This window comes from Acidimicrobiales bacterium, from assembly GCA_035316325.1.
In the GTDB taxonomy this organism is placed as follows: Bacteria; Actinomycetota; Acidimicrobiia; order Acidimicrobiales; family VFJN01; genus DASXTK01.
Genome location: DATHJB010000172.1, coordinates 52,401 through 79,262, shown reverse-complemented (window position 1 = coordinate 79,262; position 26,862 = coordinate 52,401). Strand labels below are relative to the sequence as shown.

Below are 26,862 nucleotides of genomic sequence, written 5' to 3'. Positions count from 1 at the left end.
ACAGGTCACTCGCGGAACGCCCGCTCGATGTCGTGGGGGTGGCCGAGGCGTGGCTCGGACGCCTCGTCGAGCACCTGGAGCACCGCGGCAGGGACATCCAGGCTGGCTGCCCCGAGCGAGTCTTCCAGCTGCTCGACGGATCGCACGCCGATCAGGGTGGACGTCACTCCGGGACGGCTGGCGACCCACCGGAGCGCGAGTCGAGCCGGAGTGGTGCCCAGCTCCGCGGCAGCGGTCAGGAGGCGCTCCACGATCGCCCGGTTCCGCTCGTCGTCGATGCGTTGCTGGATGAGGCGTGAAGCCGGGTCGCCGTTGCCCGCCCGGGTGTCGGCCGGGGCCGTGCCGGATCCGAGGTACTTGCCTGTGAGCACGCCGCCACCGAGCGGCCCCCAAGCGAGCACCGCGAGCCCGTCATGTCGACACAGTGGCAGCAGGTCCAGCTCCAGGTCGCGGGAGAGCAGCGAGTACTGGGGCTGTAGCGACACAAAAGCTTCCCAACCGTGCAGCGCTGACAGGCCGAGCGCCTTGGCCAGCTGCCAGCCTGCGAAGTTGCTGGCCCCGATGTAGCGGACCTTGCCTTGCCGCACCAGATTGTCGAGAGTGGAGAGCGTCTCCTCGAGTGGGGTATCCGGATCCCAGGCGTGCATCTGGTAGAGGTCGATCCACTCGGTGCGCAGCCGTCGAAGCGACGCGTCGACCGCGGTGAGGATGTGGCGACGTGATCCGCCACGGTCGTTCGGGCCGCTGCCCATCGGCCAGCGGAACTTCGTGGCCAGGATCACCTCGTCACGGCGTCCGACCAGAGCCCTGCCGACGATGCGCTCAGACTCGCCTCCGCCGTAGCGATCCGCTGTGTCGACGAGGTTGCCGCCGGCGGCCAGGAAGTGGTCGACGATTGCGGTGCTGGTGCGCTCGTCGGCCTCGCGGCCGAAGGTCATAGCACCGAGGGCCAGCTCGCTGACCTGGATGCCGGAGCGGCCGAGCCGTCGAAACTGGAGGGCCGGGAAAGCGTCTATAATACAATGATATATGAATACGATCCCCCGCACCTCACGGATCGGTGGTTCGCCGACGCTCGAGGTCGAGCAGCGGGGACAGGTGCGCCTCCTGCGACTGAACCGACCGGCCCGTCGCAATGCCCTTGACGACGAGCTCGGTTGGGGCTTGGTACACGCCTTGAGCGACGCGCAAGCCGACCCGGACACCGCTGTCATAGCGCTGACTGGAAACGGCTCGGCGTTCTGCGCCGGTCTTGACCTGAGAGCTGAGCGAGACCTCCAGGCCCACAGCGGGATGAGCGAGGAGGATGTCAACCTCGACGATCTCCGTTGGATCAGCCGCTTCTTGCTGACGATCCGCCAGAGGTGCGACAAACCGGTCGTCGCCGGCATCAACGGGCCTGCCGTCGGGGCGGGCTTGGCCTTGGCCATGGCGTGCGATCTTCGGATCATGGCGGCCTCGGCGACCCTGATGAGCGGCTATGCGCGGGTCGGCGGGGCACCGGACGGTGGCCTGTCGTTGACGTTGCTCGAGGCGGTCGGCTACGAGCGGGCGCTTCGCCTCCTGCTTGAGGTGGAGCCGATCGACGCGGTCGAGGCGCGCTCGCTCGGGTTGGTCGGTGAGGTTGTCGACGATGTCGCGCTGTTGGGGTGTCTGGTGGACTACTGCCAGTCGCTGGCTGGCATTTCCCACGCAACGCTTCGCCTCACGAAGCGTTCGCTCCGCAATGCCGCGCGGCACCAAGACCTCGAGGGGCACCTTCGCTACGAGCTGGCGAACCTGCAGAAGGCATTCAGCACCGATGTCTCGTACCAGGCTAGACAGTCCCTCAACCGACACGGCGACGTGCCACGTGGCCAAGGAAACGTGACCGGGTAAGTACGACAGTGAGGCGTGCTGGGTTCGTTGGAGGCTCCTGACCTTGGGAACGAGGATGGGAGCGTCGGGCTGTTCGGCGACCGGCGCGGTCTCCGTAGCTGACCAGCAGCCGACGGGGGTTGACCTCAGGGAGCTCCGGCTGGTGGGGCGGCTGCCTGGCGATGGCCTGACGGGCGTTCAGTCGACGTGTCGGTCGGGCGTGGGCAGGATGATCTTGATGGTGGGGGTGGGGGCGGGGTGGGTGATGAGGAGGCGGCCGCCTTCGGCTTCGATGAGGCTGCGGGCGAGGGGGAGGCCGATGCCGTGGCCGGTGGCGTCGGGGCCGCGGCGGGTGAAGGCGGCGGTGGGGTCGGAGAAGCCGGGGCCTTCGTCGGTGACGTCGATGGCGACGGCTCCACCAGCAGCGGGGGTGGTGGTGACCGTGACGCGTCCGGTGCCGTGTTGGAGGGCGTTGGTGACGAGGACGTCGAGGGTGTGGCGCAGCGCGGCGGGGGAGACGGCGGCTCGGGTGGCGTCGGGGTGGACATCCACGTCGAAGCGGCGGCCGACCTCGGCGAAGGGTTGGTGCCATTGGGTTTCGAGCTCGTCGAGGGCGGCCCGGAGGTCGGTGGTGGCCTGGTCGGGTTGGAGGTTGCGGGCGAGCGCGAGGAGCTCGTCGATGGTGGCTTCGAGGCGGTCGGCGTGGTCGAGTGCTTCGGCGACGAGGGCGTCGCGGTCGGCGGTGTCGTCGACGGTGATGGTCTCGAGGGCGAGGCGCAGGCGGGTGAGTGGGGTGCGGAGCTGGTGGGAGGCGTCGGCGCTGAAGCGTCGTTCACGTTCGAGGGTGTCGCCGAGGCGGTGGGCGGTGCGGTCGAGCGCGGCGGCTGCGTCGTCGAGCTCGCGGACGCCGCTGCGGGGTGCGGTGGTGGCGAAGTCGCCCTCGCCGAGCCGGGTGGCGGCGGCGGTGAGGGCTTCGACGGGGCGGGCGAGGCGGCGGGCGACGACCAGGCCGAGCAGCCCGGCGCCGGCGACGACGGCGGCGGCGAGCGCGGCCATGAGGAGCCGGGCCTGGTTGGCGTCGTCGGTGGCGGCGCCGGCGGGTTGCGCCGCCCGGACCACGGCGACGACGACCTCTTCGTCGAACACCGGTGCGGCCACGGTCAGCTCGCCGCGGTCGCGTCCGTCGGCGATGGTCCCGCCGGCGGCCTCGGCCACGAGCGGGCCGCCGTGGTCGGGTCCGGTCCCGTACACGCGGTCGCCGGAGAGGTCGTAGACCGCGGTGGTGATGCCGTCGGGTGGGTGGGGCAGCTCGACGGGGTCGGCGGTGGCCTGGAAGCTCTCGGGGACGGCGGCGACGGCGCGCTCGGCTTCCCGTTCGAGCCGCAGGACGTCCTCGTCCCGGTAGAGGCGGCCGACGCCGATGGCCAGGGGGATGGCGAACGCCACGATCGAGACGAACGCCACCGCGACCACGGTGACGGTGATGCGGCGCCTCACGGGGCCTCGTAGCGGTAGCCGACGCCGCGCAGGGTGACGATGCGGTCGGGGGCACCGTCGGGCTCGCCGAGCTTCCGGCGCAGCGCCGAGATGTGCATGTCGAGGGTCTTGGTGGAGCCGTACCAGTGCTCGTCCCACACCTCGTGCATGATCCGGTCCCGGGTGACGGCCCGGCCGGCCTCGGCGACCAGCAGGGCGAGCAGCTCGAACTCCTTGGGGCGTAGGTCGAGCTCGCGGTCGCCCAGGAACGCCCGGTGCGCGGCGATGTCGACGGTGACGTCGCCGGCGACCACCCGGCCGGTGGTCGGCACGCCCGTGGACGGCTCGGTGCGTCCGGGGCGGCGGAGGTGGGCGCGCACCCGGGCCAGCAGCTCGGCCAGGCGGACGGGCTTGGTGAGGTAGTCGTCGGCACCGGCGTCGAGGGCGACGATGACGTCCATCTCGGCGGTCCGGGCGGTGAGCACGACGATGGACGCGGTCGACCCGCCGGCGCGCAGCTCGCGGCACACCTCGACGCCGTCGACGTCGGGCAGGCCGAGGTCGAGCAGGATCAGGTCGGGTGGCTGCGCCGTGGCCTCGGTGAGGGCGGCGTGGCCGGTGCCGGCGACGGCGACCTGGTGGCCCTGGGCGAGCAGGGCCCGCTCGAGGTGCTGGGCGATCGTCGGGTCGTCCTCGACGACGAGGATCCGGTCGGCCACGACGACAGAGCGTACGGGCGGCAGGCCCCGGCCCCGGGGAGGGGCGCGACCCGGCCCCGGAGGTTTTGCCGTCCGTTGACCGTCGGCAGGACAGGCGCGAACGCACCCGTCCTTACCGTCGAACTGTGCCCGAGACCCCGCAGATCCCGAACCGCCGCCGGCGTGTTGCCGCCACGGTCGTCGCCGCCCTGACCACCCTGTCCCTGGCCGGCCTGGCGGCCTGTGGCGACGACGGCTCGTCCGGCTCGAGCGCGGTCGAGCCCAACGCCCCGGAGCAGAGCCCGCCCGGCGACATCCCCGACGACCAGGTGTTCGTGCCGTACCAGTTCCCGGACGGGTCGTTCACGGTGAAGGTGCCGGAGGGCTGGTCGCGCACCGAGGACGCCGGGACCGTCACGTTCACCGACGAGTTCAACTCGATCGCCCTGTCGACCAGGCCCACGGCGGCCGCTCCGACGGTCGCCTCGGCGGAGCGCGACGAGGTCCCCGCCATCGAGCAGGCCGTCCCGGGCTACGAGGCGGGCACGGTCGAGATGGTCACCCGCTCGGCCGGCGACGCCGTGCGCATCACGTATCGCGGTGACTCGCCGCCCGACGCCGTGACCGGCGGCCCGACCACCCTCGACGTGGAGCGCTACGAGCTCTTCCACGGCGGCGACGAGATCGTCCTGGTCCTCTCCGGTCCGAAGGGCGCCGACAACGTCGACCCCTGGCAGCTCGTGACCGACTCCGTCCGGTTCGGGCCGTGACCCGCGGTGCTGCGCCCGCCGCAGCGTTGCGGGCCGACCGGCTCTACCGGTTCTTCCACACCGGCGGCGAGGAGACCCTGGCGCTGCGGGGCGTCTCGCTGAGCGTCGCGGCGGGTGAGCTGGTGGCGGTCACCGGGCCGTCGGGCTCGGGGAAGTCGACGCTGCTGCACTGCCTCGCCGGCCTCGACGAGCCTGACGGTGGCAGCGTGCACCTGGGCGACGAGCGCCTCAGCCGCCGTCCCGAGCCCGAGCGGGCCGCGCTTCGGGCGCGGGGCATCGGCGTGTTGTTCCAGTCCGACAACCTGCTCGGCCACCTGTCGGTCGCCGACAACGTCGCCGTAGCCCAGCGCCTGGCCGGGCGCGACGACCCGGCCGGGCGGGCGGAGCTGCTCGACCGGCTCGGCCTGGCGTCGCGGGCGCGGGCCCGGGCGGTCGAGCTGTCGGGCGGCGAGGCCCAACGCGCCGCGCTGGCGGTGGCCCTGGCCAACGACCCCTCGGTCCTGCTGGCCGACGAGCCGACCGGCGAGGTCGACGCCACCACCGGCCGGCGCATCGTCGACCTGCTGCGCGACCACACCGCGGCCGGTGCCGCCGTGCTGGTGGTGACCCACAGCGACGCCGTGGCCGACGCCGCCGACCGGCGCCTGGCCCTCCACGACGGGGAGCTGGCGGCATGACCGCCGACGTCGTCGCCCGCTGCGAGGGCGCCGCCCGTACGTTCGGCCACGGCACCGGGGCCGTCGTCGCGGTGCACGACGCCACCTGCCGGATCACGGCGGGGGAGCGGATCGCGCTCACCGGCCCGTCGGGCTCGGGGAAGTCGACGCTCCTGCACCTGCTGGCCGGGCTGGACGAGCCGACCGCCGGCCGCGTCGACTGGCCCGCGCTCGGGCCGCGCCGGGCGCTGCGCCCCGGGCCGGTCGCCGTGGTCTTCCAGGCCGCCAGCCTGCTGCCCGCCCTCGACGGGGTGGAGAACGTGGCGCTGCCGCTGGTCCTGGCCGGTGCCGACGAGGTCCGGGCCCAGGCCGCGGCCCTCGCCGCGCTGGAGCGCCTCGGCCTGGACGACCTGGCCCGGAAGCTGCCCGAGGAGCTCTCGGGTGGCCAGGCCCAGCGGGTCGCGGTGGCCCGCGCTCTGGTCGGGCGGCCCCGGCTGCTGCTCGCCGACGAGCCCACCGGCCAGCTCGACCACGGCACCGGCGCCCAGGTGGTCGACGCCCTCGTCGACACCGCGGAGCACACCGGCTGCGCGCTGCTGGTCACCACCCACGACCCGGCGGTGGCCGAACGACTCGCCGAGCGCTGGCACATGGTCGACGGTCGGCTGCAAACGACCGAGACGACCGAGACGACCGACACGACCGAGGCACTGTCGTGGTCGGCCTGATCTGGCTGCGGGGCCTGCTCGCCCGGCGTCGGGGACGGCTCGTCGCGACGGCGGCCGGCGTGGCCGTCGCGGTGGCGCTGCTGGCATCGCTCGGCGTCTTCCTGTCGGCGTCGAAGGCCAGCATGACCCACCGGGCGGTGGGCGACGTGGCCGTCGACTGGCAGGTCGAGTCCCAGCCCGGCACCGACCCGGCCACCGTGATCGCCGCGGTCGGCTCCGATCCCGGTGTCGTCGACGCCCTGCCGGTCACCCTCGCCGACACCACGGGCCTCACGACCGTCACCGGTACGTCGACCCAGACCACCGGCGGCGGTGTCGTCGTCGGCCTGCCCGACGGCTACCGCGACGTGTTCCCCGGCCAGCTCCGCACCCTGGCCGGCACCGACACCGGGGTGCTGCTGGCCCAGCAGACCGCCGCCAACCTGCACGCGGCTCCTGGCGGCACGGTCACGATCGGCCGCGCCGGGCTCCCCCCGGTGGACGTGACCGTCACCGGGATCGTCGACCCCGTCCAGGCCGACTCGCTGTTCCAGGCCGTCGGCGCACCGGTGGGCGCCCAACCCCAGGCCCCACCCGACAACGTCGTGTTCCTCCCTTCCGGCGACTTCGCCCGGCTCATGGAGCCGCTCGCCACCGTGAGCCCGACGCTGGTCCGCACCCAGGTCCACGCCCGGCTCGACCACCACCTGCCCGCCGACCCCGCAGCCGCCTACACCGCGGTCACCGGCCACGCCCGCAACCTGGAGGCCCGCCTGGCCGGCGGCGCGCTGGTGGGCGACAACCTGGCCGCCACCCTCGGCGCCGCCCGGGCCGACGCCCTCTACGCCCAGGTCCTGTTCGTGTTCCTCGGGCTGCCCGGCGCGGTGCTCGCCGCGCTCCTCACCGCCGGCATCGCAGGGGCGGGCGCCGACCGCCGCCGCCACGAGCAGGCCCTGCTGCGCACCCGGGGGGCCACGACCCGCCGGCTGGTGCAGCTCGGCCTGCTCGAAGCCGGTCTCGTCGGCGGACTCGGCGCCCTCGTCGGGTTGGGTGCCGCCGCCGCGATCGGCGCCGCCGCGTTCGGCAGCGCCCGCTTCGGCGCCAGCACCGCGTCCGCCGTCGGCTGGGCCGCCGGGGCGGCCGGGGCCGGGCTGGCCATCGCGGCGGTCACCGTCGCCCTACCCGCCTGGCGCGACGCCACGAGCACCACGGTGACCGCGGCCCGCCGGACCGTCCGGCGCGCCGACCGACCTCGTGGCGGGGTGCGGCGCCACGGCCTCGCCCTGGCGTCGCTCGGGGCGCTCGCCGCCAGCGGCCTCGTGTTCTGGCTCACCAGCCGCGGCGGCTACGCGCTCGTGCTGGCACCCGAGGGCGTCCCCACGATCTCGGTGAGCTACTGGGCGTTCGCCGGCCCCGCGCTGCTCTGGATCGGGCTCGGCCTCGGGGCCTGGAGCCTGGGCGAGCTGCTCCTCGACCGTGGCCGGCCGCTCGTCGCCCGGGCCGCCCGCGTCTTCGGCGGCAGCCTGGGCGGCTCGGTCGCCGCGGTGCTGTCACGACAGCGGCGCCTGCTGGCCCGGGCCGCCGCGCTGGTCTGCCTCACCGCCGCGTTCGCCGCCTCCACGGCGACCTTCAACGCCACGTACCGCCAGCAGGCCGAGGTCGACGCCAAGCTGACCAACGGCGCCGACGTCACCGTCACCGAGTCGCCCGGCGTCGCCGTCGGCCCGGCCGCGGCCGATGAGCTCTCGAGCGTGCCCGGCGTCCGGGGCGTCGAGCCGCTCCAGCACCGCTACGCCTACGTCGGCGCCGACCTCCAGGACCTCTACGGCGTCCGCACCGCCACGGTCGCGTCGGCCACGTCGCTGCAAGACGCCTACTTCGCCGGCGGCACCGCGACGGAGCTGATGGGTGCCCTGGGCCGGAAGCCCGACAGCGTGCTCGTCAGCCTCGAGACCGTCCACGACTTCCAACTCGAGCTCGGCGACCCGCTCACGCTGCGGCTCCAGGACGGACGCACCAAGGACTACGTCGACGTGCCGTTCCACTACGCGGGGGTCGCCAAGGAGTTCCCCACCGCCCCCAGCGACAGCTTCGTCGTCGCCAACGCCGACTACGTCGCCCAGCGGACCGGGAGCGACGCCGTGGGCACCTTCCTCGTCGACACCGGCGGCCACGACACCGCGGCGGTGGCCGGCCGCATCCGTCACCTGGTGGGCACCGACGCCCAGGTCACCGACATCACCTCCAGCCGGCGCATCATCGGCTCCAGCCTCACCAGCGTCGACCTGGCCGGGCTCACGAAGGTGGAGCTCGGCCTCGCCCTCGGGTTGGCCGTCGCCGCCACCGGCCTCAGCCTCGCCCTGGGCCTGGCCGAACGGCGCCGCAGCTTCACCGTCCTCACCGCGCTCGGCGCCCGCCCCCGCCAGCTCGCGCTGTTCGTCTGGGCCGAGGCCGTCGTCGTCGGGCTCGGCGGCCTCGCTGCCGGGGCGATCGGAGGCTGGGCCCTCTCGTCGATGCTGGTCAAGGTGCTCACCGGCGTCTTCGACCCGCCACCGGCGCACCTCGCCGTGCCGGTCGGCTATTTGGCGACCGTGGCCGCGACCGCCGCCGCGGCCACCGTCGCCGCCGGACGCTGGACCCTCCACGCCACCCGCCGCCCCGACCTCAGCACCCTCCGAGACCTATGACCCCCGTGACTCCCGCCCCTACTCCCGCCCCCTTCCACCGGGCGCCGCCCTTCGCTCTCCGCCGGATCGGCGAACGGTGGCGCTGGGCCGCCCCCGTGGCCCTCGCCCTCGTCGCCGTCCTCGGAGCGCTGGCCACGATCCGCCGCGGCGAGCTGCTGTTCTGGGACCGGGCGATCACCGACCTCTGCGTCTCCCTGCGCTCGGCGTGGATCGACCACCTGGCGCTCGGCATATCCCGGCTCGGCTCGACGCCCGTCGTGTTGGCCGCCGGGGTGGTCGGCGCCCTGGTCGCGGCGCGGCGCTGCCGTCACGTCGCCGCCGTCATGCTCCTCGTGGTCGCCACCCGCCCGCCCCTCGAGTGGCTGGTCAAGGAGCTCGTCGGACGACCGCGACCTGCCGGCGCCCGGCTCGTCACCGGCACCGGCTTCTCCTACCCCAGCGGCCACGTCCTCGCCGCCGCCGCCACCTGGGGCTTCGTCCCGCTCATCGCCGGCCTCTACATCCACCGCCGCTGGCTCTGGTGGACCATCAGCGGCCTCGCCTGGTCGCTCATCGCGCTCATGGCCTGGAGCCGCGTCTGGCTCGGCGTCCACTGGACCACCGACGTCCTCGCCAGCCTCCTCCTGTCGGTCGTGGCCCTCGCCGCCGCCGAAGTCCTGATCGACCGACGCCACCACGCCGACACCCCCTGCCACGGGTCAACCCGAACCACCTATGAGCCGCGGCCCACGGCGCGCCGGGTGGCCACCATCTCCCCGGCAGCCACCCGCCGAACGATCGGGGCATGACTCCGACGCGCAGTCCCCGGTGACGTTGAGCGCTGGCTTTCAGCGGATGGGCCCGTCGTTGTCGGCCTAGCCCGGTCGGAGCGAGCGTCCGCAGCGCGGGGTAGAGCGGCGCTCACCCCCACACAGCGGTGAGCTCGACGAAGCGTTCCTTGGCTGCGGCGTCGGTGGGTCCATCCTGGGCTCAGGCGTCCCGAACGCCGGCTCGGGGACACACAGAACGTCGATGTCGACTCGCGTATCGCAGGCGCGCAACCGGCGATCGGTGCGCTTCTCGAGGCAGCTTGTGGTCGGTGCGAGACCTGATTCACGCGGGCGGATCAATCGGCGGGTTCTCGTCAGCAGGCATTGGCTTGCCACCGGATGCGGCAGGCTGTTGCGATGAGCGATGCACCCGTCTCGCCAGGCCGGCTCACTCGGGTGGCAGCCCACGCGCTGTGTGTCGAGGGCGACCGCGTGCTGCTCGTCCGACTGTCGTCCGGGCTGGCTGACGGCGGGCGGTGGACCCTCCCTGGGGGCGGGCTCGAGTGGGGCGAGCATCCCGCCGAAGCGCTGCGTCGCGAGCTATACGAGGAGACTGGCCTGAGTGGCGACGTGGGTGCGATCGCTGGCGTCTTCTCGGACACGTTCCGAGTCGGGCCCACCCGCGAGGGTGACGAGCTGCACTTCCTCAGTGTCGTCTACGAAGTAAGGCCTGCCCTCGGCGACCTGGTCCACGAGGCCGACGGATCGACCGATCTGGCCGCCTGGATACTGCTGGCCGACGCACTCGGGCTACCTCTCGTGCCGCTGGCACACTACGGACTCGATCTGATCGGCTCTAGGAGCCGCTAGGGCTCGTGCGTGTCGACGGCCGCCCTGGAGAGCGCAGACGTTCTCGTCCAGGGCTTCAGCGGATGGCGTGGTGACCGGCGATATCGCGAGGCGACACAGCATCGGGGGACGCCGCAAATGGTGCTCCTGAGCACTGCCGGCCGCCGGCGCCAGCCACTCCGCGTAGCCGACGGTAGCGAGGATCGGCCGCTCGACATCAGTCAATCTGCTCGCCTCGCATTGCCGCCGATAGCGCCGAGGCGTCGCTCTGGAGGCGTGGGCAAGCGTCGGACGACGGTGCCAAGTCCGCGCGTTGTGCGTGCCCTCCAACGGCACTTCTGCCACGCGAGTTGAGCGCACTCGGCCGCGCGTTCTGGGACACGCTGGCCTCTGCGATGCTGCGGCCAGAGCCGGCGTTATGGGCGCTGCCAGTTCGCCGGTTCGGCCAGGCTGAGGTGATGACGGAGTTCGCGGAGCGTCGGTGAGGGTGGTAGTCGCTCTGCGACGCGGTGACCGTTCTGGCCGCAGATCCGGAGACACAGGCCTGCTGAGTGGAGCGACGCGCACGCCGACGAGCTCGGCCTCAAGGTCAATCATGTCCTCGCCGTCATCCCACACTCGACAGGACGACGGCATCGAGATCATTGCTGAGGCGCTTGCGCTCCGGTGTCGCAGCGATTGCGTCCTCAAGTCGATGAGCGGTTCGGCGCTGACGCATGGTTATTCCGATCGGCTGTTCCGGGAGCTGATCCGGCTGCGTGGGAGGGTCACCGTTGGGGTGGGCGCGGGCGGTGGTCCGACGGGTAGGGGGTCGGACCACCGCGTTTGGATGTGGCGGATGCCGCAGCCTGGGGGTGGTCAGCCGAGTGTGAGCTCGGCCACCATGCCGTGGGCGCTGTGGGGTTGCCGGTCGCCGGTCACGTCGGGGACGAAGCAGACGATGACGTATTCGCCGGGTTCGTCGGGGAGTGTGATCTCGGCGGCGGTCCTGGGGGCGAGGAGGCCCGTGCCGCCGGCGGGCTGCAGCGGTGGCGGACCGGAGGTCGGGTCGCGCAGGGCGGCTTCGGCCTCCTCGAAGGTGACGTCGTTGCCGAGCTGGTAGATGGCTAGCTCATGGCCCTGGTCGCCGTTGTTGGCGACCACGGCGGTGTCGCCGGGGGCGAAGGTTGCGTCGATGGAGAACCCGAAGTCGACGAGCGAGATGTCCGCGTCGGCGGAGTCTTCGACCAGGGGAGACGGTGGGCCACCGTCCTCGGCTGCGGCCACGCTGAAGGGCACGAGCATGCCGTGGGCGGCGTGGGGCACACCGGTCTCGTCGGGGATGACGCAGATGAGCACGTAGTCGCCATCCTCCAGCACCTGGGTGGTGGATTGGGTCTCGCCAGGGGCCACACCGTTGGGGCCGCCGAAGCCCTCGACCAGTGACAGGGCCTCGGCGCCGGAGGGGTCGGCGGCGGCCGCGGCGGCGAAGCTGCCGGCGTCTTGGCCGTCCCGGAGGCGCAGGAGCATCGCCTGGTGTTCGAGGGTGCCGTGGTTGGTGAGTGTCACGGTGACGGGCCCGGCGGTCAGCCCGTCGAGGTCGGCGTCGAGCGTGTACTCGCCGTCGGGTCCGCCGGGGACCGTGATGTCCAGCGTCTGCGCGTCCGACGCGCGGCTGGCGAGCGACGGTCCGCCGTCGCCGGCCGACGTGGTGTCGTCGTCGCCGCACCCTGCGAGCAGGATCAGCAGCCCCGCCAGGGCGACTCCGCACAGGCCGGCCCGGCCGGCCGTTCGCGGACGGCGGGCAGGGGCCGCCGTGAGCAGGGGGAATCGGGTGGTTGACGTGGTGGTCGTCATTCTTTTGTTCGCCCTTCGTGGGGGTCGTGGTTCGTCGGATTCATGGGTTCGTGCGTCGGGTGTCGGTCGGTGCGTCACGCGGGGCTCGCGAGCTGGCGACGTAGCGGCCTCCCGTGTGGTCACGGGTGACCTCACAGCGCGGGAGGTGGTGGTCGATGGGGGCGACCCGCCGGTGCGAAGTCCGTCAGGCGCCGAAGGCGCGGTCGACCAGCCTGGCGTGGCGCCGGCGGGTGGCGTACCAGAGGATCTTGAACGGCAGCGGGACGGCGTCGAAGATGTTGGCCCGTACCTTCGGGTCGGCGAAGCCGACGACGAACGGCACCGTGAACGCGGCCTGCTTGCCGAGACCGAGGCTCTTCGCCGCGGCCTTGTCCAGCGCTCTGAACTCTGCGCCGGTGAAGTGGCGTTCGAACAGGGGCAGCAGATCGGCGTCCTCGAAGGCGAGGTGCTCGTCGGTGTGCTCGGCCAGATCGGTGAGCAGCGCCACGGCTCGGCCGGTGTCGCCGCCGCGAGGCAGCGACCCGACGGCCTGGGCGCAAGCGTCCATCAGTTCGTCGAGGTGGTGGTGGTCGTGCTCGATGCGAGGGAGGTGGTCCGCCACGACTGGGCAGCGCTCGACCAGCGCCGGGAACATCACATCGTCCTCGATGGTGTGGTGGGCCACTACCTCGCCGGCGTAGCCGACCCAGTAACGGCCGATCGCGGTGGCGCGCCGCTCGTCGCGCGGGCCGAGGGCGGCGACGCCGTCGGCCAGGCGGTGGGCGCCCATCCGTAGGGCGTGGTGGACCGCGTGGTAGACGCACAGATCGGGGATATCGGGGTTGTGGGTCGTGGCGGCCGGGTTCGCGGTCATCGGCAGGTCCTCCTCGGACGTCCTCGTCGAGAGGGACCGTCACCCGGGTCGCTTGCGACCGACTTGGGAGTGACTTGGCGGCGGCTGTGTTCCGCCGCCGGGCTGTCAGGCTCGGACCGCGGCCAGCCGCGACCGGACCAGCGGCAGGTCGCACCGGTCGGCGATCTCGGCCGCGCGCCGGCGGTCGGCCGCCGCACCGGCCGGCGCCAGCTCGGCCCGCAGCAGCAGGGCCCGGGCAAGGTCCGGGCCCGAGCCGGCCGCATCCAGGACCGCCACCGAGGCGTCCGCGTGGCGGCGTGCCCCCTCCTCGTCACCCAGCAGGCGGTCGGCGTGTGCCAGCGCGCCGTGGACGTCACCGAGGGCCGCCCCGGACCCGACTGTCAGCAACCGGCCGGCGTAGGGTCGGATGGCGTCGGCCAGGGTGCGGGTCGCGTCCGCGTCGCCGAGCGCGGCCCGGACCTTGCAGCCGGCGCCGGTGATCCCCAGGAACCACCAGCAGTCCACCAGCGGTGGCAGGCCGGTGCCGTCGACCACCTCGGCCGCCTCGTCCAGCAGACCGAGCTCGGCCAGCCCCAGGGCCAAGACCTCCTGCAGCCACGGCCGGTACGGGGTGTCCAGCATGGCCGGCGCGCTGGCTCTGACCTCGTCGACCTTACATAGGTCGGCCCGCATCATCATGACGCAGGTGCCGTAGAGCGCGTCGGCGCCCCAGCGACGCGTACGCCAATGCAACTGATAGGCGCCCTCGGCCAGTGCCATGGCTTCCCGCAGCCGGCCCCCGAACGCTGCCACTGCTGCGCGGAAGTAGCCGAGCTGGGCGATGAGCGCCGGTGAGCCCATCTGCGCCGCGAGCTCGGCTACCCGAGGCATCTGCGCCTTGGCCGGAGCGAGGTCGGCCCCCTCCCAGGCGACGATGGCGGCGCGCAGGCGGCCCATGACCTCCACCACGGGCGGTACCGGCGTCGACTCGACCAGCTCCAGCAGCTCGGCGGCCGACCGGGCCCGGAGGCCATAGGTGGCCGACCGCCAGATGGCCAGGGTGCGCTTGTGTAGCGCCCGGCCGACCAGGGCCGGATCGCCGGCGACGCGAGCGAGCGCCACGGCCTCGGCCGAGAGGGCGTCGAGGCGCTCGACCGGCATGGTCCAGTAGGCGTTGTCGACCAGCGCGCCGAGGGCTAGCGATCGCTCGGCCGACGCGCCGGGCGGCATCGCGTCCAGCGCGCGCTCGAGCGCCCCCGCGACGTCGACGCCGGTGACGACCTCGGACGTCTGCCACACCGCGTCGATGTTCGCGGCCGCGGCCGCCCGGGCGACCAGGTCGGGGGCGTCGAGCCCGATGGCGAGATCGATGGCGGCGACGAGCGAGCGGTAGCCGGCCACGATGTCGTCGACCTGGAGCCACGCGCGGGCCTGCTCCAGCAGCGCGTGATGGCGGGCCTGCCCGTCGTGCGGCCGGGCCAGCTCCAACGCCCGGACCGCCCGCCCCCAGTGCTCGGCGGCGTCTTCATGCGCCACCCGCTCGGCCGCCTGCCGTGCCGCCCGTACCGCCCACCCGTACGCGGCCTCGGCCGTCCCCGCCGCCGCGCCGGCCAGGGCGTGATGGGCCAGCTCGGGCAGGTGGGCGTCCAGGTTGGCGGCGCGCAGCTCGGCGAGCGCCGTCGCCGTGGCGGCGTGCAATCGGGCGCGGCGGGACGGGCCGATCTCCGCCTCCAGCGCCTCGCCCACCAGCGCGTGGGCGAACTGGAATCGGCCCGGCACGTCGGTCTCTGCCACCAAGCCGGCGGCGAGCGCCGGGTCGAGCCGGTCGAGCACGTCCAGCGGGGTCAGCCCGGCGACGGCGCCGAGCACGTCGGCGTCGAACGTCCGTCCCACGACGCTGGCCGTGGCCAGGACCTGCTGAGCCTCGGCCGGCAGACGGCTCACACGGCGGCGTACCGCGTCATGCACCGCGGCGGGCACCGCGGAGCGGCGGCGGGCCGTCGCCGGGTCCCGCAGGTGGCCCTCGCTGGCCAGCAGCTCGACGACCTCGCCCACGAAGAAGGGGTTGCCGCCGGTGCGGCCGTGCACCAGCTCGGCGACCTCCCGATCGGCGGTGCCGCCGCCGCGCATGGCCAGCCAGCGGGCCACGTCTTCACCGCCGAGGCCGCCCAGGTCGACCCGCAGGGCGCCCGGCTGGCGGGCCAGCTCGGCGAGGCATTCGACCAGCGGCGGCGAGGGCTCGGCCACGGGCCGCGCCGTGCAGACGAGCAGGACCGGCATGTCTCGCAGGGTGCCGGCCACGAACTCGATCGCTCGGAGACTGGCGGGATCGGCCCACTGGAGGTCGTCGACGACGACGACCACGGGACGGGTGGCCGAGGCGAGCGCCTCGGCCAGCGCGACATGCAGCGCCAGCCGGTCGGCCGAGGCGTCGTCACCGCCCCGCTGGACGTCCTGCGCGGGCAGCAACCCCGCGACGAGGTCCCTGTCGAGCGTGTCGGCGCCCTCCAGCTGACGGCCGATCTGGATGCAGGGCCAGTAGGACGCCGAGGCCGCGCTCTCCGGGCACCCGCCCCAGCCGACAGCGGCGTCGCCCGGGAGGCGGGCGATCAGCTCCTCGACCAGTCGGGTCTTGCCGATGCCCGGCTCGCCGCTGACGACCACCGGCCGGCCCGCGCCGCCGGCGGCGAGTGCCGCCGCCTCGACCAGGCCGTCGAGCTCGGCCACCCGCCCAACGAACGGCATCCCGCCGGCACTGGGTGCCAACCCCCTGCCTCGGCCGGGCGTGCGCTCCCCAGCCGCGGGACCGGTCACAGGCCTGGCGGGGGCAGGCATCGCTGGGCCATCGGGCCTCGCGGCAGGCGCGGCCACGTCGTCGAGCGTCGCCGCCTGGGCGAGAATGTCCGCCTCCAGGCGCTGGAGCTCGGGGCCGGGGTCGACGCCGACCTCCTCCACCAGCGCGGCGCGGGCCGCGGCCAGCGCGGCGAGGGCCTCCCGCTGGCGGCCGCAGCGGTACAGGGCGAGGGCGAGCTGGGCCCGGAGCCGCTCCCGGAACGGCTGCTCGGCCACCGCCGCCTCCAATCGAGGGACGAGCACGCGGTGGTCGCTGAGGGCGAGCCCGGCGTCGAACCGGTCCTCCAGCGCCTGGGCCCGCCGGCCCTCCAGCCGCCCGGTCGCCACGACGACCGCGGGCTCGCCGGCGAGCTCGGGCACCGGCGGCCCAGTCCAGACGGCGAGCGCATCATCGAGGATGCGGGCCGCGCCCGCGGCGTCGCCGGCGGCGAGGGCGGCGTGACCGGCGGCCACCAGGTCCTCGAACCGGGTGGCGTCGACGTCCGTCCGCGCGGCCAGGAGCGCGTAACCGGCGGGCCTGGTCACGAGCGTGCGGGCCGCCTCCCGCGGCTTGCGGCCCGGCTCGAGCGCCCGGCGCAGGTTGGAGACGAACGCCTGCAGAGACGTCTCGGGGTTGGCGGGCAGCGCGTCACCCCAGACGAAGGCATGCAGCCGCTCGGGCGAGACCGGCCGCCCGACGTCCAGCAGCAGCGCCGCGAGCACGGCACGCTGCTTGCGCCCACCGAGGTCCACCGGCCTCCCGCCGTCCGTGACCGCGAGCCCACCCAGGATCGCGTAATCCATGCCTGCCACCTATCCGTCCACGCCCACCGGCGCCATGGCGCCCCGCCTGCCAGGCAGCCTACTGGCGGCCCTTCCGCACGCCCCGACGGCCGCCATCACGGCCGCTGGCGCGAACGCCAGGCCACCAGCCCCCGGTAGGTAACGCCAGGATGGAGAACTTGCCCGCCGACCGGGCCGGGCTGGAGTTCGCCCACGCACTCCTGACCGCCGACTACCTGGGACGTTCCGCCGAGCCACACAACGGACTTGCGACTCGCATCGGAACCTGGCCATCAGTCCCAACCACGGTCGGACTGCTCGCAAAGTGCCGTTCCGGGCGCAGCAACGCCCGCGAGCGCGGAGCGTGCCAGAGGCCACCCAGCGCCCCGGCCACGCGTAACCGACTCGGCGATCTGCTCGGCCGTCCGCCGGAGCATTCGCACTGAACGCGCGCCCCATAACCTGCGTCCCCGAACCACGTTGCGCGACGTCACCAAACGCCGGATGAGCGCCCTCGGGCGAGCCTTCCGCTGACGGCTCGAGGGCGGGATGCGCGTGACGCGCGAGAGTCAGGCTGTGACTGCGATCGCTGATGCGCTTGAGCCCTTCGTTGACGCCGGTGAGGTCGCGGGGCTCGTGGCCCTGGTCGCGCGAGGCGACGACGTCGAGGTCACCGTTCTCGGCGACCAGGCAGTGGGTGGCTCGCCGATGCGGGAGGACTCGATGTTCCGCGTGGCATCGGCGGGCAAGCCGGTCACGGCTGCAGCCGCACTGGCGTTGGTCGCCGACGGTCGGCTGACGCTCGATCAAGCGGTGGACGACCTGCTCCCGGAGCTCGCTCAGCGGCGTGTGCTGCGTGAACCGTCGGCCGCGCTGGACGACACGGTTCCCGCCGTCCGGCCCGTCACAGTGCGGGATCTGCTGTGCTCGACGAGCGGGCTCGGGTTCTCGTCGGACTTCACGGCGCCGATCTCTGCAGCGCTGTTCGAGCGTTTGAACCAGGGCCCACCGCGCCCGCAGGACTTCGCGGCCCCCGACGAGTGGATCGCCAGGGTCGGCGAGCTCCCGCTCGTTCACCAGCCCGGGGAGGGGTTCACCTACAACACGGCGTACGACATCCTGACCGTGCTCATCGCTCGGGCCAGCGGCCGCTCGTTCGACGACTACCTCGCCGAGCGGATCCTCGAACCGCTCGGCATGCTCGACACCGGGTTCTCGTTCCCGCCGGGCGAGGCTGCCCGAACGACCACCGCATACCGTCGCGCCGACGAAGGAGGGCTGGTGGTCGTCGACGAACCAGATGGCCAGTTCGCGCGTCCTCCCGTGTTCGCATCGGGTGCCGGCGGCTACGTGTCGACCGCGGCCGACCTGCTCCGCTTCCAACGGATGCTGCTGGCCGGTGGCGGCGACGTCCTGCCCGGCCGATGGGTTGCCGAGATGATGACCGACCAGCTGTCCCCGGCGATACGAGCCACCGACTCCGTCTTCCTGGACGGGCAGTCGTGGGGGTACGGCGGCGGTGTCGACATCGAGCAGCGAGAGCTCTGGCACGTCATCGGTCGTTACGGCTGGGTCGGCGGAACGGGCACGTGCGCGTACGTCGTGCCATCCGACGGCAGCATCTCGATCCTCCTCACGCAGACCGAGGTGGGTGGTGCCGGCGGTGCTCTCGTCCTGGAGGCCTTCTGGACGGCTGCCGCTGCGCACCACGGCCACGACCACTGACGAGCCGCAAGCCATCCCCGATCACGGGCTCGGGATCAGTCGAGCCCGGACGCCGGCGGTGAGCGCACGTTGGGTACCGAGCCGCTGGCGATGTTGACCGAGGGACGGGGTGGTGCAGGCGAGCAGTCCGTGCCGCCAGCTATCGTCCCCGCTCGAACGGCCTGCCTACGGTGGGGCTGGGTGCGCGACGGGGCGCCGACGAGGTCGCAGGGTGCTGGCATGGGAGAGTTGTTGGAGCGATGCTGCGAACTGCGTTGATCGTCGTGGTTGCCCTTGCGGTGGTGGTGTGTGCTGGCTTGGTGTTCCTCGTCGTCGCGATGCGGACGAAGTCGCCACGTCTCCTCGGGGTCGTGCGTCGGTTCAATCGGGCCTTCACCAACAAGCTGCAGCGCCGGTCGGCAGGCCGGCCCGGGGCGTCCACTGCGGTGATACAGCATCGAGGCCGGACCTCGGGCCGGCTCTACGAGACCCCTGTCGTGCCCTTCGCGACTGACGGCGGGTTCTTGGTCTCCCTGCCCTACGGGTCGAACACGGACTGGCTGAAGAACGTCCTGGCCGGCGGCTCCGCTGTGCTCGTCACCAACGGGCAGACCTGCACCGTCGACCGTCCCGAAGTCGTCGCCACCGACGACGTCAAAGACGAGTTTCCACCCAGTGAGCAGCGAACCCACCGCTGGTTCGGGGTCGACCAGTGCCTCCGGCTCCGTCTCGTCGAAGCCAACGACGCCACAGAGCAAGCAGCCGACACCTGACCGAGCACTGCTGTCTGCAACACCAACCGCAGCCCGGCTTTGGGGCAAGCGGTAGCAATCGTTCTGCGTGCCTCAACTCGTTGTCGAGTGCCGCGGCGTGCCGACTGGGGGATGATTTCGAGGCGTCGCGGTCTGCTCAGGGCAGCAGTGCCAGTTTGCCTACGGTGGCCCGCGCTTCCAGTTCGGCGAGTGCCTTCGGCCCTTCGGCCAGGTCGTAGATGGTGGGCTGGCCGGGGCCGAGCACCCCGGCCGCGAGGAGCCCGAACATCTCACCCATGACCTCGCCGAAGATCTGCGGTGCGGCCTGGATCAGGATGCCGATGTTCAGGCCGATGACGTGGATCTGGTGCTTGTAGACCAGTTCCCAGTTGGTGATCGCGGCTTCCCCGCCGGCCAGGCCATAGACGACGACTCGGCCGGTGATCCGCTTGGTCGCGGCCAGGCTGGCGTCGAGGGTGGCGCCGCCGACCGACTCCAGTACCAGGTCGGCGCCCGCGCCGTCGGTCAGTCGCAGGACCTCGGCGGCGATCTCGGTGCCGCGGGAGTCGATGACGTGGTCGGCGCCCAGCGCCCGTACCACCTCGTGCTTGCCTGGCGAGGCCGTGGCGATCACCGTTGCGCCGTAGTGCTTCGCCATCTTCACCGCGGCTTGGCCGGTCCCGCCGGCCGCGGCGTGGATCAGCACGGTCTGCCCTGCGGTGACGCCGCCCAGTGGTTTGAGTGCCGCAAGCGCGGTTGGCCAGTTCACGACCAGGCCCAGCGCCTGCTCGTCGGCCCAGCCCGCAGGCACGGGGACCGCGGCGGCCGCGGGCAGCACCATGTACTCGGCGAAGGCGCCGCCTCCGATGCCGACGCCGATGATGTGGGCGCCGGGCTCTAGGTCGGTCACCCCCTCGCCGACGGCGGTGACTTCACCGGCGCCCTCGATGCCCGCCAGATACGGCGGCTGCGGGCCGCCTGCGAACGTGCCGTGGGCCTGCGAGATGTCGACGAAGTTGACGCCGGCGGCGGTGACACGGATCAGGACCTCGCCCGGGCCTGGGTTCGGGACCGGCGCGTCGGTGATCAGGCTCAGGTCCTGCGGGCCGTTCAGTGACGTCTGCCGCAGGGCGCGCATGGTTGCGGGAAGGCTCATGACGATCGGGTTCCCCTTTATTTATCGAACGACCAACAAACTGTCACGGCCGTCCGGTGCAGGTCAAGGTAAACTTGATCGAACGACAAAGAAGTCCGGAGGGGATGTGGGATGGCTACTCGCGGCAGGCCGCGCACGTTCGACCCGGACACCGCCCTGCGCCAGGCCCTGGACCTGTTCTGGGAGCGCGGCTACGAGGGGACCTCGCTCAACGACCTGGCCGAGGCCATGGGCATCGCCTCGGCCAGCATCTACGCCTGCTTCGGCAGCAAGGAGGACCTGTTCCGCAAGGTCATGGCGCTCTACGGCACGACCTCGGGCGAGCCGCCCCGGAGAGCGCTGCGCGAACAACCGACCGCACGCGCCGCGGTCCACGCCATGCTGCGTGCCACCGCCGATGAGATCACCCGCCCGGACACCCCGCACTACTGCATGCTCATCCTCGCCGCGCCCACCGGCGCCGTGGAAAACCACGCGATCCGGGAGTTCCTGGCCGGCCTGCGACGCGGCATGCTCGCCGAGATCAGGGACCGGCTCGCCCGCGGCGTCACCGACGGCGACCTCACCGCGCCGCCCGCCAGCCTCGACGCCATCGCCCGCTACTACACCACCGTGGTGCAGGGCCTATCTGTACAGGCCCGCGACGGCGCCACCCGCGCCGAGTTGGAGACGGTCATCACCTGCGCGATGGCCGCCTGGGACACGCTCTCGTCCGTGTAGCAGCGCCGGGCGGGCCGAACCTGCGACTGGTCCAGGCCGAAGGCGTCCTTGCCGATCTCGGTAGATCGCCTGGTCTTGGCCGTTTCCGACATGCACAGAATGCCGCGCCTCCGGCCAACACGATTGGGACCACCTTCCGGCCGGCCCCACGCGAGCGTGCCGACGAGCGGATCTTCTGGAACCGCTGCCCCACCGACCTCGGCGCGTGAACCGATCGCGGTCGTCACCTGGGTTCGGACGCGGACACTCCCTGGAGCATCCCGTCGACGACCATCTCGGCGTAGAGATCCGCCAGGCGCTGGAGGCCCAACTTCGGACGGGGTTCGTACCAGCGGTTGAAGTGGTTCAACATGTCGAGCATCGCCCTTGTGGCCACCCGCGGGTTGGTGACGTGGAGCGAACCCTCCTGCTGCCCGCGCTCGACGAGCGCGCACAGCTCGTCGAGCCACTGGCGCTGACGCCGCCTGACCTCCTCGTAGTGGGGTGGCGACAGCTCCCGCAGCTCCCGCTCCGCCACCTGCTGCACGAGCTTGTTCTTGCCGAAGTAGACGACGTGGGCGCGGACGAGCGACCGCAGCGTGTCAGGCGCGCTCGTGCCTGCCTCGAGGATGGTCGAGTGGGCGTCGATGAAGTCCGTCGTCGCTCGCAGGGCGATGCGATAGAGGATGTCCTCTTTACCCGGGAAGTAGTAGTAGAGCGAGGCGGGCTGTACGCCCACGGCGTCGGCGATCATCCGGATCCCGACGGCGCGGTAGCCCAGCTCCGAGAAGAGGGCAGTCGCCGTCGTGAGGACCTCCTCGACCCGGTCCGGGTACGGCTCGGCCACCGCGGTAGTGCCGGCTTCCTTCGCCACCGTTCGCCGTCTCCCGAGGCCGATCGATCGTTCGGCCGACCCTAGTTCACGGCGTCGCCGTCAGATCGAACGTCCTGTCGAGGAGCCTCCGTCCACGACGACGTTGGTCCCTGTCACGTACGAAGAGGCCGCGATGTCGTGGATCAGCGCGGCCAGCTCGGAGGGCTCGCCGCGCCGCCCGAGAGGTACCGTCGCGCTGACGATGTCGTCCCCCAGGTCATCGCTGATCCCTGAGCGATGGAAGCCGGGGGAGATGGCGAGCACCCGGATGCCGTGGGGCGCGAGGTCGAGGGCGGCTGCTCGGGTGAGGCCGAGGACCCCCGCCTTCGAAGCGCAGTACGCGGCGCGCTCGGTGAAGCCGATGTCGGCGGCGATGGACGCGATGTTGACGATCACGCCCCCGACCCCATGGTGAAGCATCGCATTCGACGCCGCTCTGGTGAGTAGGAAGATGCCCGTCAGGTTGACGGCGATGGTGTCGTCCCACTCCTCGTCGGTCGTGTCACCGAGAGCCGCGGAGAATCGAATGCCGGCCGCGTTGACCAGGAGGCCTGGCGGCGACTCGCTCATCCACTCGCGAGCGAGCGCATCGATGCCGCTGCGCGAGGTGACGTCGAGCACCTTCGGGCGAAGGTCGCACGCCGACGGAATCTCGTCGCGGAGCGAGTCAAGGCCGCTTTCGTTGCGGTCGATGACCCAAAGTCTTTTCGCTCCTCGACGAGCTGCCTCGATAGCGGTATGCCGACCGATGCCACTGGCTGCTCCGGTGATGGCCACGGCAGTCATATCGCCTTCTTCGGCGGTCTCGCGTCCAGTCATTGAATGTTTGCCTCGCTCCCTGTTGCGGCTACGGCTGCAAACGCCGGATCGCGATCGTGACGACGCACCCGAGGTCGCCGACCTGACCGCGCGGTCCCCTTTCGCGTGCGGTAGCCGGTAGGCCCTAACGATCGATCGATAGATCCAGTGTTCCGGCGCCTGGCCCCGGGTGTCAACCCCCATGGTGCCCGTGTGGTGCGTCGCGCGGACGTGGGAGCGGGTGCCGAGATCGACGTCGGTCCAGGTCAGCGGCATGACCGCGGCGAAGCGTCGGCTGATCCGGTCTGCGACCGACCCTCGCGGCTGGGCCCGCACCCGGCCGCGTCCTGGGTCTGGCGAGTGGTTCGTTCTGGGATTCGAACCCTTGACACGGTCCACCCTGCATGAGACGCTCGTCACAGTTCAGCCTACCGAACGATCGATCGGGCATCGATCGGATCTCGACGTCAGTCGCGGGAACGTGCGCTGAAGTTCGAACATGCAAACAGGGGGAGACGTCTTGTTCCAGGTACGTGCGACTCCGCGGGAGTCCGTTGTCCAGGGTCGTCGTACGTTGCGAATGATCGGCGTGGCCCTGATCCTTTCTCTGGCTGTTGCCGCGTGCGCCGGTGACGACGACGCGACGACGACTGCCGAGAATGGCGACGCAGGGCAGTCGCTGAGCCAGGACACCCTCAAGGTCGCGATCTACGACGCCCCGAACAACGCCATGCTGCTTCGCACCGCCCTCGCTCGCGGGTACTTCGAGGACGAAGGACTCTCCCTGGAGATCCTCAACATCGGCACAGGGGCCGAGCAGCTCGCAGGCCTCACCGGTGGATCGCTCGACATGACCCAGTCGGGGCCCTCGACGACCATGATCCCGATGGAGAAGGGGGAGATCGACGTCAAGTTGGTCGGCACGGCGGCCGTCGGGAGCGATTGGCAGTTGGCGATCGATCCGGACTTCGCGGAGAGCCGAGGCTTCGATGCCGACACCGACCCCGAGGAGATCATCCCCGAGCTGGCGGGAGCGAAGTTCGGCGGAGTGGTCGGGCCGACCGATTCCATCGCCACGGTGCTGAGCTACGTGCTGAGCCAGTACGGCGTCGACCCCGCCGGCGAGACGACGACGGAGTACCTGGGTAGCACGCCGGCGATGTTGGCGTCGCTCGAAGCCGGCCGGATCGATGCGTTCCTCTCTCCGTCCGATCAGACGTCGTTCGCCAAGGACCGCGTCGGAGCGGTCATCGTCTCCCTGCAGGACCTCGAGAAGGTCCCGAACATCACGGACGGCGTGGCGAACTTCTTCACCGTGACGAGCTCCTTCGCGGAGGAGCATCCCGACACGCTCGATGCGTTCATGAAGGCCTACTGGAGCGCCTGGGACTACCTGAAGGACGAGGGCAACCAGGAGGAGGTCCACGACCTGATGAAGGAGGCCTACCCGGACATGAGCGAGGCGGTGTTCGACGCCACCTTCGACATCGGCTACCAGGTGTACAGCCGGAACGGCGCCTACGTCTCCGAGGGCGCCTTCGACTCGACCCTCGACCTGGTGAACAGCACGCAGGAGGCGCCGTTGGAGACGGTCTCGTACTCGGCGTCGTTCGACTCCTCGTTCCAGGACGCGGCGATCGCGGACCTGGGCATCACGCCGCCGAACGCATGACCGTGACGGACACCGCCCGGGATGTGGCAGAGCTGGGGACCCGCAGCGGGGCGAGCCTCGAGCTCCGCGGCGTCTCCCTCGCGTATCCGGGGCCGGGTGGCGCACCTCCGGCCCCCGTGCTGCAGGACGTGGACCTGTCCCTGCGGCCCGGTGAGCGCGTGGCGCTGATCGGGCCGAGTGGGTGCGGCAAGTCGACGCTGCTCAACATGATCGGAGGGCTGCTCGAGCCGGATGAGGGGCAGGTCACCTACGACGGCGGTCCCATCGCCGGGGTCAACACCGATGTCGGCTACATGACCCAGCGCGACACGCTGCTGCCGTACCGGACGGTGGAGGCGAACGTCGCCCTGCCCTTGAAGTTCCGGCACGAGAGGCCGGACGACATCCGCCGTCGCGTCGACGAGACGCTCGAGCAGGTCGGCCTGAGCGGCTTCGGGCGGGCGTACCCGGGCCAGCTCTCCGGCGGCATGCGCAGTCGGGCGATGATCGCCCGGACGTTGGTGTACCGCCCGCGCACGCTGCTGATGGACGAGCCCCTTGCGGCGTTGGACGCCCTGCTGCGTCAGAAGATGCAGAGCTGGTTGCTCGAGATGTGGGGGCGGGAATCGATGACCGTCCTCTACGTCACCCACGAGATCGAGGAAGCGCTCCTCCTGGCGGACCGGATCGTCGTCTTCTCCCGGCGTCCGGCGAGGGTGCTGCTCGACCTGGCGGTGACGGCCGGGAAGCCGCGGGACACCCGACGAGATCCCGACCTGATCGCGCTGCACGACCTCGTGTGGGAGACCCTCCGCGACCAGCTGGAGGCTCCCTCCGATGCCACGGCGTTCCAGGAGCACCGAGGGAGCTGGTGGAGCAGGCTCGCGAGGCGGCGGCACGCGGGGTGAGGGCGATCGTGCGTCGGCTCTCGTCGGATCGCCTGCACTCGGCGGCGGCGTTGATCGTCTTCCTCGCTCTGTGGGAAGGCGCGGTGCGCCTCGGCTACCAGGACGAGTTCTGGGTCAGCCGCCCGACGCTCGTCGTGGACAAGATCGGCGAGTGGCTCCAGGACGGGACGCTCTCCACGAACCTGGTGCGCACGATGAGGATCGCCGCCACGGCCTTCCTCATCTCGGCGGTCGGAGCCGTCGTCGTCGGGTCGGCGTTCGCCCGGCTCCGGTGGATCGACGACGTCCTCGGCTGGTACGTCGACATCGTCTATGCCGTTCCGAAGCCGGCGTTGGTCCCGCTCTTCCTCTTCGCCTTCGGCCTCGGTGACACCCCGAAGTTCCTCCTCGTCGTCCTGCTCGTCTTCTTCGTCTTCTACTACAACGTCCGCGCCGGCCTCGCGACGTCGAAGCAGAGCCATCGCGACGCTCTGCTGATGCTCGGCGCGAGCGAGCGCGACGTCTGGGTCAACCTGACGTTGCCGACGCTGGTCCCCTTCCTCGTCGCGTCCGCTCGGCTGAGCGCAGCCTTGGCGATCCTGGGAACGGTGTTCGCCGAGTTCTTCTCCTACACGCCGGGCATGGGACGGCTCGTGATCAGCGCCCAGTACGCGCTCGACGCGACGAGCCTGCTGTCGGTGGTGACGGTGCTCACCATGGTCGGCGTGCTCGTCGACAACCTCCTGCGGCGCTTCGATCGGAGGGTCTCGTCGTGGCGGCTGTGAAGGACCGGTCGGGCGCCAGGTACCGCTCGTCCGTGTGGCTCGGGAGGACGCTCATCCTCGTGGGGCTGCTGGCGTTCTTCGAGGTGGCCCCGGGCCGCTGGCTGGACGAGCTGCTCGTGGCGCAGCCCTCGGCCATCGGCCGGACCCTCGGGGAGTGGATGGGGTTGGACGGCGGTGACGCGGTGCTCTGGGGAGCGATCCGGTCGACGTTGGGCCGCGCCGCCGGCGGCCTGATCATCGGAACCGTCCTCGGGCTGGTGGCGGCGTTCCTGGTCTGGCGCAGCAAGCACATCGCCAACCTCTTCGAGCCGGTCGCCGCCGTCGTGAACAGCGTGCCCCGCATCGTGCTCGTGCCGCTGTTCATCCTGTGGCTCGGAAGTGGCCTCGCACCCATCATGGTCTACGTCGTCGGGACGGCCTTCTTCCCCATCTTCTACAACGTCCTGCAGGGGCTCAGGTCGTCCGATCGGGTCATGCTCGACAGCCTGCGGGTCATGGGCGCGCAGGACCGCGACCTCCTGTCGGCCTACCTCGTTCCGCACTCGCGGGAGTACGCCCTCGCGGCCCTGATGATCTCCGCTCCGTTGACGCTCGTGTCGACGATCGTGGGGGAGATGCTCATGAGCGCCGGCGGCCTGGGCGGCCTCCTCGTCGCGAGCCGGAACGACTTCGATACCGATGGCATCTACGCCGCGACGTTGGTGGCCGCGTCGCTCGGCGTCGTCACGAACGTCGCGGTGAGGAGCTGGAACACCAAGCAGAGGTCGCGGGCCCTGGAAGCCGAGGGCCTGTGAATCCGTGATCCTCACAAGGGGGGATGAGGT

23 protein-coding genes are annotated in these 26,862 nt (G+C 71.8%); 14 read left to right on the top strand and 9 right to left on the bottom strand.

Translation table 11 applies throughout. From position 1 onward, the window contains the following. Positions 1–5: 5 nt before the first annotated feature. Complete coding sequence (locus VK611_23230) at positions 6–1,049, bottom strand: aldo/keto reductase (protein ID HMG44266.1); 1,044 nt, start codon at positions 1,047–1,049, stop codon at positions 6–8. On the opposite strand from VK611_23230, the gene VK611_23225 reads away from it, so the two are divergent. Further along, a complete protein-coding gene (locus VK611_23225) occupies positions 1,030–1,878 on the top strand; it encodes an enoyl-CoA hydratase/isomerase family protein (protein ID HMG44265.1) in 849 nt (282 codons plus the stop codon). The two genes, VK611_23230 and VK611_23225, sit on opposite strands and share 20 nt — an antisense overlap. Positions 1,879–2,055: 177 nt before the next feature. Here the strand turns inward: VK611_23225 and VK611_23220 are convergent, their stop codons facing one another. Then, complete coding sequence (locus tag VK611_23220; protein HMG44264.1) at positions 2,056–3,354, bottom strand: HAMP domain-containing sensor histidine kinase; 1,299 nt, start codon at positions 3,352–3,354, stop codon at positions 2,056–2,058. Further along, complete coding sequence (locus tag VK611_23215; protein HMG44263.1) at positions 3,351–4,052, bottom strand: response regulator transcription factor; 702 nt, start codon at positions 4,050–4,052, stop codon at positions 3,351–3,353. The genes VK611_23220 and VK611_23215 overlap by 4 nt, the downstream gene beginning before the upstream one ends. Before the next feature lie 125 nt (positions 4,053–4,177). Here VK611_23215 and VK611_23210 point away from each other — a divergent pair, with 125 nt between their 5' ends. The 6 genes from VK611_23210 (at position 4,178) to VK611_23185 (ending at position 10,470) form a co-directional block, all read left to right on the top strand. Beyond that, entirely contained in the window at positions 4,178–4,801 is a 624-nt protein-coding gene (locus tag VK611_23210; GenBank protein ID HMG44262.1) for a hypothetical protein, read from the top strand. Continuing rightward, positions 4,798–5,478 (top strand): ABC transporter ATP-binding protein, encoded by a 681-nt coding sequence (locus tag VK611_23205; GenBank protein HMG44261.1) that lies wholly within the window; start codon positions 4,798–4,800, stop codon positions 5,476–5,478. The genes VK611_23210 and VK611_23205 overlap by 4 nt, the downstream gene beginning before the upstream one ends. Next, positions 5,475–6,185, top strand: coding sequence for an ATP-binding cassette domain-containing protein (locus VK611_23200; GenBank protein HMG44260.1), 711 nt, complete (start codon positions 5,475–5,477; stop codon positions 6,183–6,185). The genes VK611_23205 and VK611_23200 overlap by 4 nt, the downstream gene beginning before the upstream one ends. Further along, the gene (locus VK611_23195; protein HMG44259.1) at positions 6,173–8,851 is read left to right on the top strand and encodes an FtsX-like permease family protein; all 2,679 of its coding nucleotides are present in this window, start codon (positions 6,173–6,175) and stop codon (positions 8,849–8,851) included. The genes VK611_23200 and VK611_23195 overlap by 13 nt, the downstream gene beginning before the upstream one ends. Beyond that, positions 8,848–9,639: a phosphatase PAP2 family protein gene (locus tag VK611_23190; protein ID HMG44258.1), complete on the top strand. Its 792-nt coding sequence runs from the start codon at positions 8,848–8,850 to the stop codon at positions 9,637–9,639. Before VK611_23195 ends, VK611_23190 begins: the two co-directional genes overlap by 4 nt. A gap of 378 nt (positions 9,640–10,017) precedes the next feature. Continuing rightward, on the top strand, positions 10,018–10,470 hold the full coding sequence (locus tag VK611_23185; GenBank protein HMG44257.1) for an NUDIX domain-containing protein: 453 nt from the start codon (positions 10,018–10,020) through the stop codon (positions 10,468–10,470). 837 nt (positions 10,471–11,307) lie between these two features. Here the strand turns inward: VK611_23185 and VK611_23180 are convergent. The 3 genes from VK611_23180 to VK611_23170 all read right to left on the bottom strand — a co-directional run bounded on the left by VK611_23180 (position 11,308) and on the right by VK611_23170 (position 16,753). Next, positions 11,308–12,285 carry a hypothetical protein gene (locus VK611_23180; protein HMG44256.1) on the bottom strand — a complete coding sequence of 326 codons (978 nt, stop codon included), beginning with the start codon at positions 12,283–12,285 and terminating at the stop codon, positions 11,308–11,310. Positions 12,286–12,469: 184 nt separating this feature from the next. Then, complete coding sequence (locus VK611_23175; GenBank protein ID HMG44255.1) at positions 12,470–13,138, bottom strand: hemerythrin domain-containing protein; 669 nt, start codon at positions 13,136–13,138, stop codon at positions 12,470–12,472. 105 nt (positions 13,139–13,243) lie between these two features. Beyond that, positions 13,244–16,753, bottom strand: coding sequence for a BTAD domain-containing putative transcriptional regulator (locus VK611_23170; GenBank protein HMG44254.1), 3,510 nt, complete (start codon positions 16,751–16,753; stop codon positions 13,244–13,246). Between the two features lie 528 nt (positions 16,754–17,281). Here VK611_23170 and VK611_23165 point away from each other — a divergent pair. Both VK611_23165 and VK611_23160 read left to right on the top strand, forming a co-directional pair. Next, entirely contained in the window at positions 17,282–18,457 is a 1,176-nt protein-coding gene (locus VK611_23165) for a serine hydrolase domain-containing protein (GenBank protein HMG44253.1), read from the top strand. Positions 18,458–18,696: 239 nt separating this feature from the next. Beyond that, positions 18,697–19,209 carry a hypothetical protein gene (locus tag VK611_23160; GenBank protein ID HMG44252.1) on the top strand — a complete coding sequence of 171 codons (513 nt, stop codon included), beginning with the start codon at positions 18,697–18,699 and terminating at the stop codon, positions 19,207–19,209. Between the two features lie 136 nt (positions 19,210–19,345). Here the strand turns inward: VK611_23160 and VK611_23155 are convergent, their stop codons facing one another. After that, entirely contained in the window at positions 19,346–20,344 is a 999-nt protein-coding gene (locus VK611_23155) for a zinc-binding dehydrogenase (GenBank protein ID HMG44251.1), read from the bottom strand. 111 nt (positions 20,345–20,455) lie between these two features. Between VK611_23155 and VK611_23150 the strand changes: the two genes are divergently transcribed. Beyond that, positions 20,456–21,064, top strand: coding sequence for a helix-turn-helix domain-containing protein (locus tag VK611_23150; protein HMG44250.1), 609 nt, complete (start codon positions 20,456–20,458; stop codon positions 21,062–21,064). Positions 21,065–21,287: 223 nt separating this feature from the next. Here the strand turns inward: VK611_23150 and VK611_23145 are convergent, their stop codons facing one another. Both VK611_23145 and VK611_23140 read right to left on the bottom strand, forming a co-directional pair. Beyond that, a complete protein-coding gene (locus VK611_23145; GenBank protein ID HMG44249.1) occupies positions 21,288–21,917 on the bottom strand; it encodes a TetR/AcrR family transcriptional regulator in 630 nt (209 codons plus the stop codon). Between the two features lie 60 nt (positions 21,918–21,977). Then, the gene (locus tag VK611_23140; GenBank protein HMG44248.1) at positions 21,978–22,736 is read right to left on the bottom strand and encodes an SDR family oxidoreductase; all 759 of its coding nucleotides are present in this window, start codon (positions 22,734–22,736) and stop codon (positions 21,978–21,980) included. Between the two features lie 559 nt (positions 22,737–23,295). On the opposite strand from VK611_23140, the gene VK611_23135 reads away from it, so the two are divergent. The 4 genes from VK611_23135 to VK611_23120 are packed head-to-tail and all read left to right on the top strand — an operon-like array spanning position 23,296 to position 26,832. Next, a complete protein-coding gene (locus VK611_23135; GenBank protein HMG44247.1) occupies positions 23,296–24,387 on the top strand; it encodes an ABC transporter substrate-binding protein in 1,092 nt (363 codons plus the stop codon). Next, entirely contained in the window at positions 24,384–25,274 is an 891-nt protein-coding gene (locus VK611_23130) for an ABC transporter ATP-binding protein (GenBank protein HMG44246.1), read from the top strand. Before VK611_23135 ends, VK611_23130 begins: the two co-directional genes overlap by 4 nt. Continuing rightward, positions 25,271–26,038, top strand: coding sequence for an ABC transporter permease subunit (locus VK611_23125; GenBank protein HMG44245.1), 768 nt, complete (start codon positions 25,271–25,273; stop codon positions 26,036–26,038). The genes VK611_23130 and VK611_23125 overlap by 4 nt, the downstream gene beginning before the upstream one ends. Beyond that, the gene (locus tag VK611_23120; protein HMG44244.1) at positions 26,026–26,832 is read left to right on the top strand and encodes an ABC transporter permease; all 807 of its coding nucleotides are present in this window, start codon (positions 26,026–26,028) and stop codon (positions 26,830–26,832) included. Before VK611_23125 ends, VK611_23120 begins: the two co-directional genes overlap by 13 nt. Positions 26,833–26,862: the final 30 nt, after the last annotated feature.

Coding starts and splice junctions, on each gene's coding strand:
- VK611_23180 (HMG44256.1), bottom strand. CDS start 12,285: ATGACGACCACCACGTCAACCACCCGATTCCCCCTGCTCACGGCGGCC.
- VK611_23175 (HMG44255.1), bottom strand. CDS start 13,138: ATGACCGCGAACCCGGCCGCCACGACCCACAACCCCGATATCCCCGAT.
- VK611_23135 (HMG44247.1), top strand. CDS start 23,296: ATGATCGGCGTGGCCCTGATCCTTTCTCTGGCTGTTGCCGCGTGCGCC.
- VK611_23130 (HMG44246.1), top strand. CDS start 24,384: ATGACCGTGACGGACACCGCCCGGGATGTGGCAGAGCTGGGGACCCGC.
- VK611_23155 (HMG44251.1), bottom strand. CDS start 20,344: ATGAGCCTTCCCGCAACCATGCGCGCCCTGCGGCAGACGTCACTGAAC.
- VK611_23140 (HMG44248.1), bottom strand. CDS start 22,736: ATGACTGGACGCGAGACCGCCGAAGAAGGCGATATGACTGCCGTGGCC.
- VK611_23190 (HMG44258.1), top strand. CDS start 8,848: ATGACCCCCGTGACTCCCGCCCCTACTCCCGCCCCCTTCCACCGGGCG.
- VK611_23170 (HMG44254.1), bottom strand. CDS start 16,753: ATGGATTACGCGATCCTGGGTGGGCTCGCGGTCACGGACGGCGGGAGG.
- VK611_23225 (HMG44265.1), top strand. CDS start 1,030: ATGAATACGATCCCCCGCACCTCACGGATCGGTGGTTCGCCGACGCTC.
- VK611_23185 (HMG44257.1), top strand. CDS start 10,018: ATGAGCGATGCACCCGTCTCGCCAGGCCGGCTCACTCGGGTGGCAGCC.
- VK611_23165 (HMG44253.1), top strand. CDS start 17,282: ATGCGCGTGACGCGCGAGAGTCAGGCTGTGACTGCGATCGCTGATGCG.
- VK611_23150 (HMG44250.1), top strand. CDS start 20,456: ATGGCTACTCGCGGCAGGCCGCGCACGTTCGACCCGGACACCGCCCTG.
- VK611_23200 (HMG44260.1), top strand. CDS start 5,475: ATGACCGCCGACGTCGTCGCCCGCTGCGAGGGCGCCGCCCGTACGTTC.
- VK611_23160 (HMG44252.1), top strand. CDS start 18,697: ATGCTGCGAACTGCGTTGATCGTCGTGGTTGCCCTTGCGGTGGTGGTG.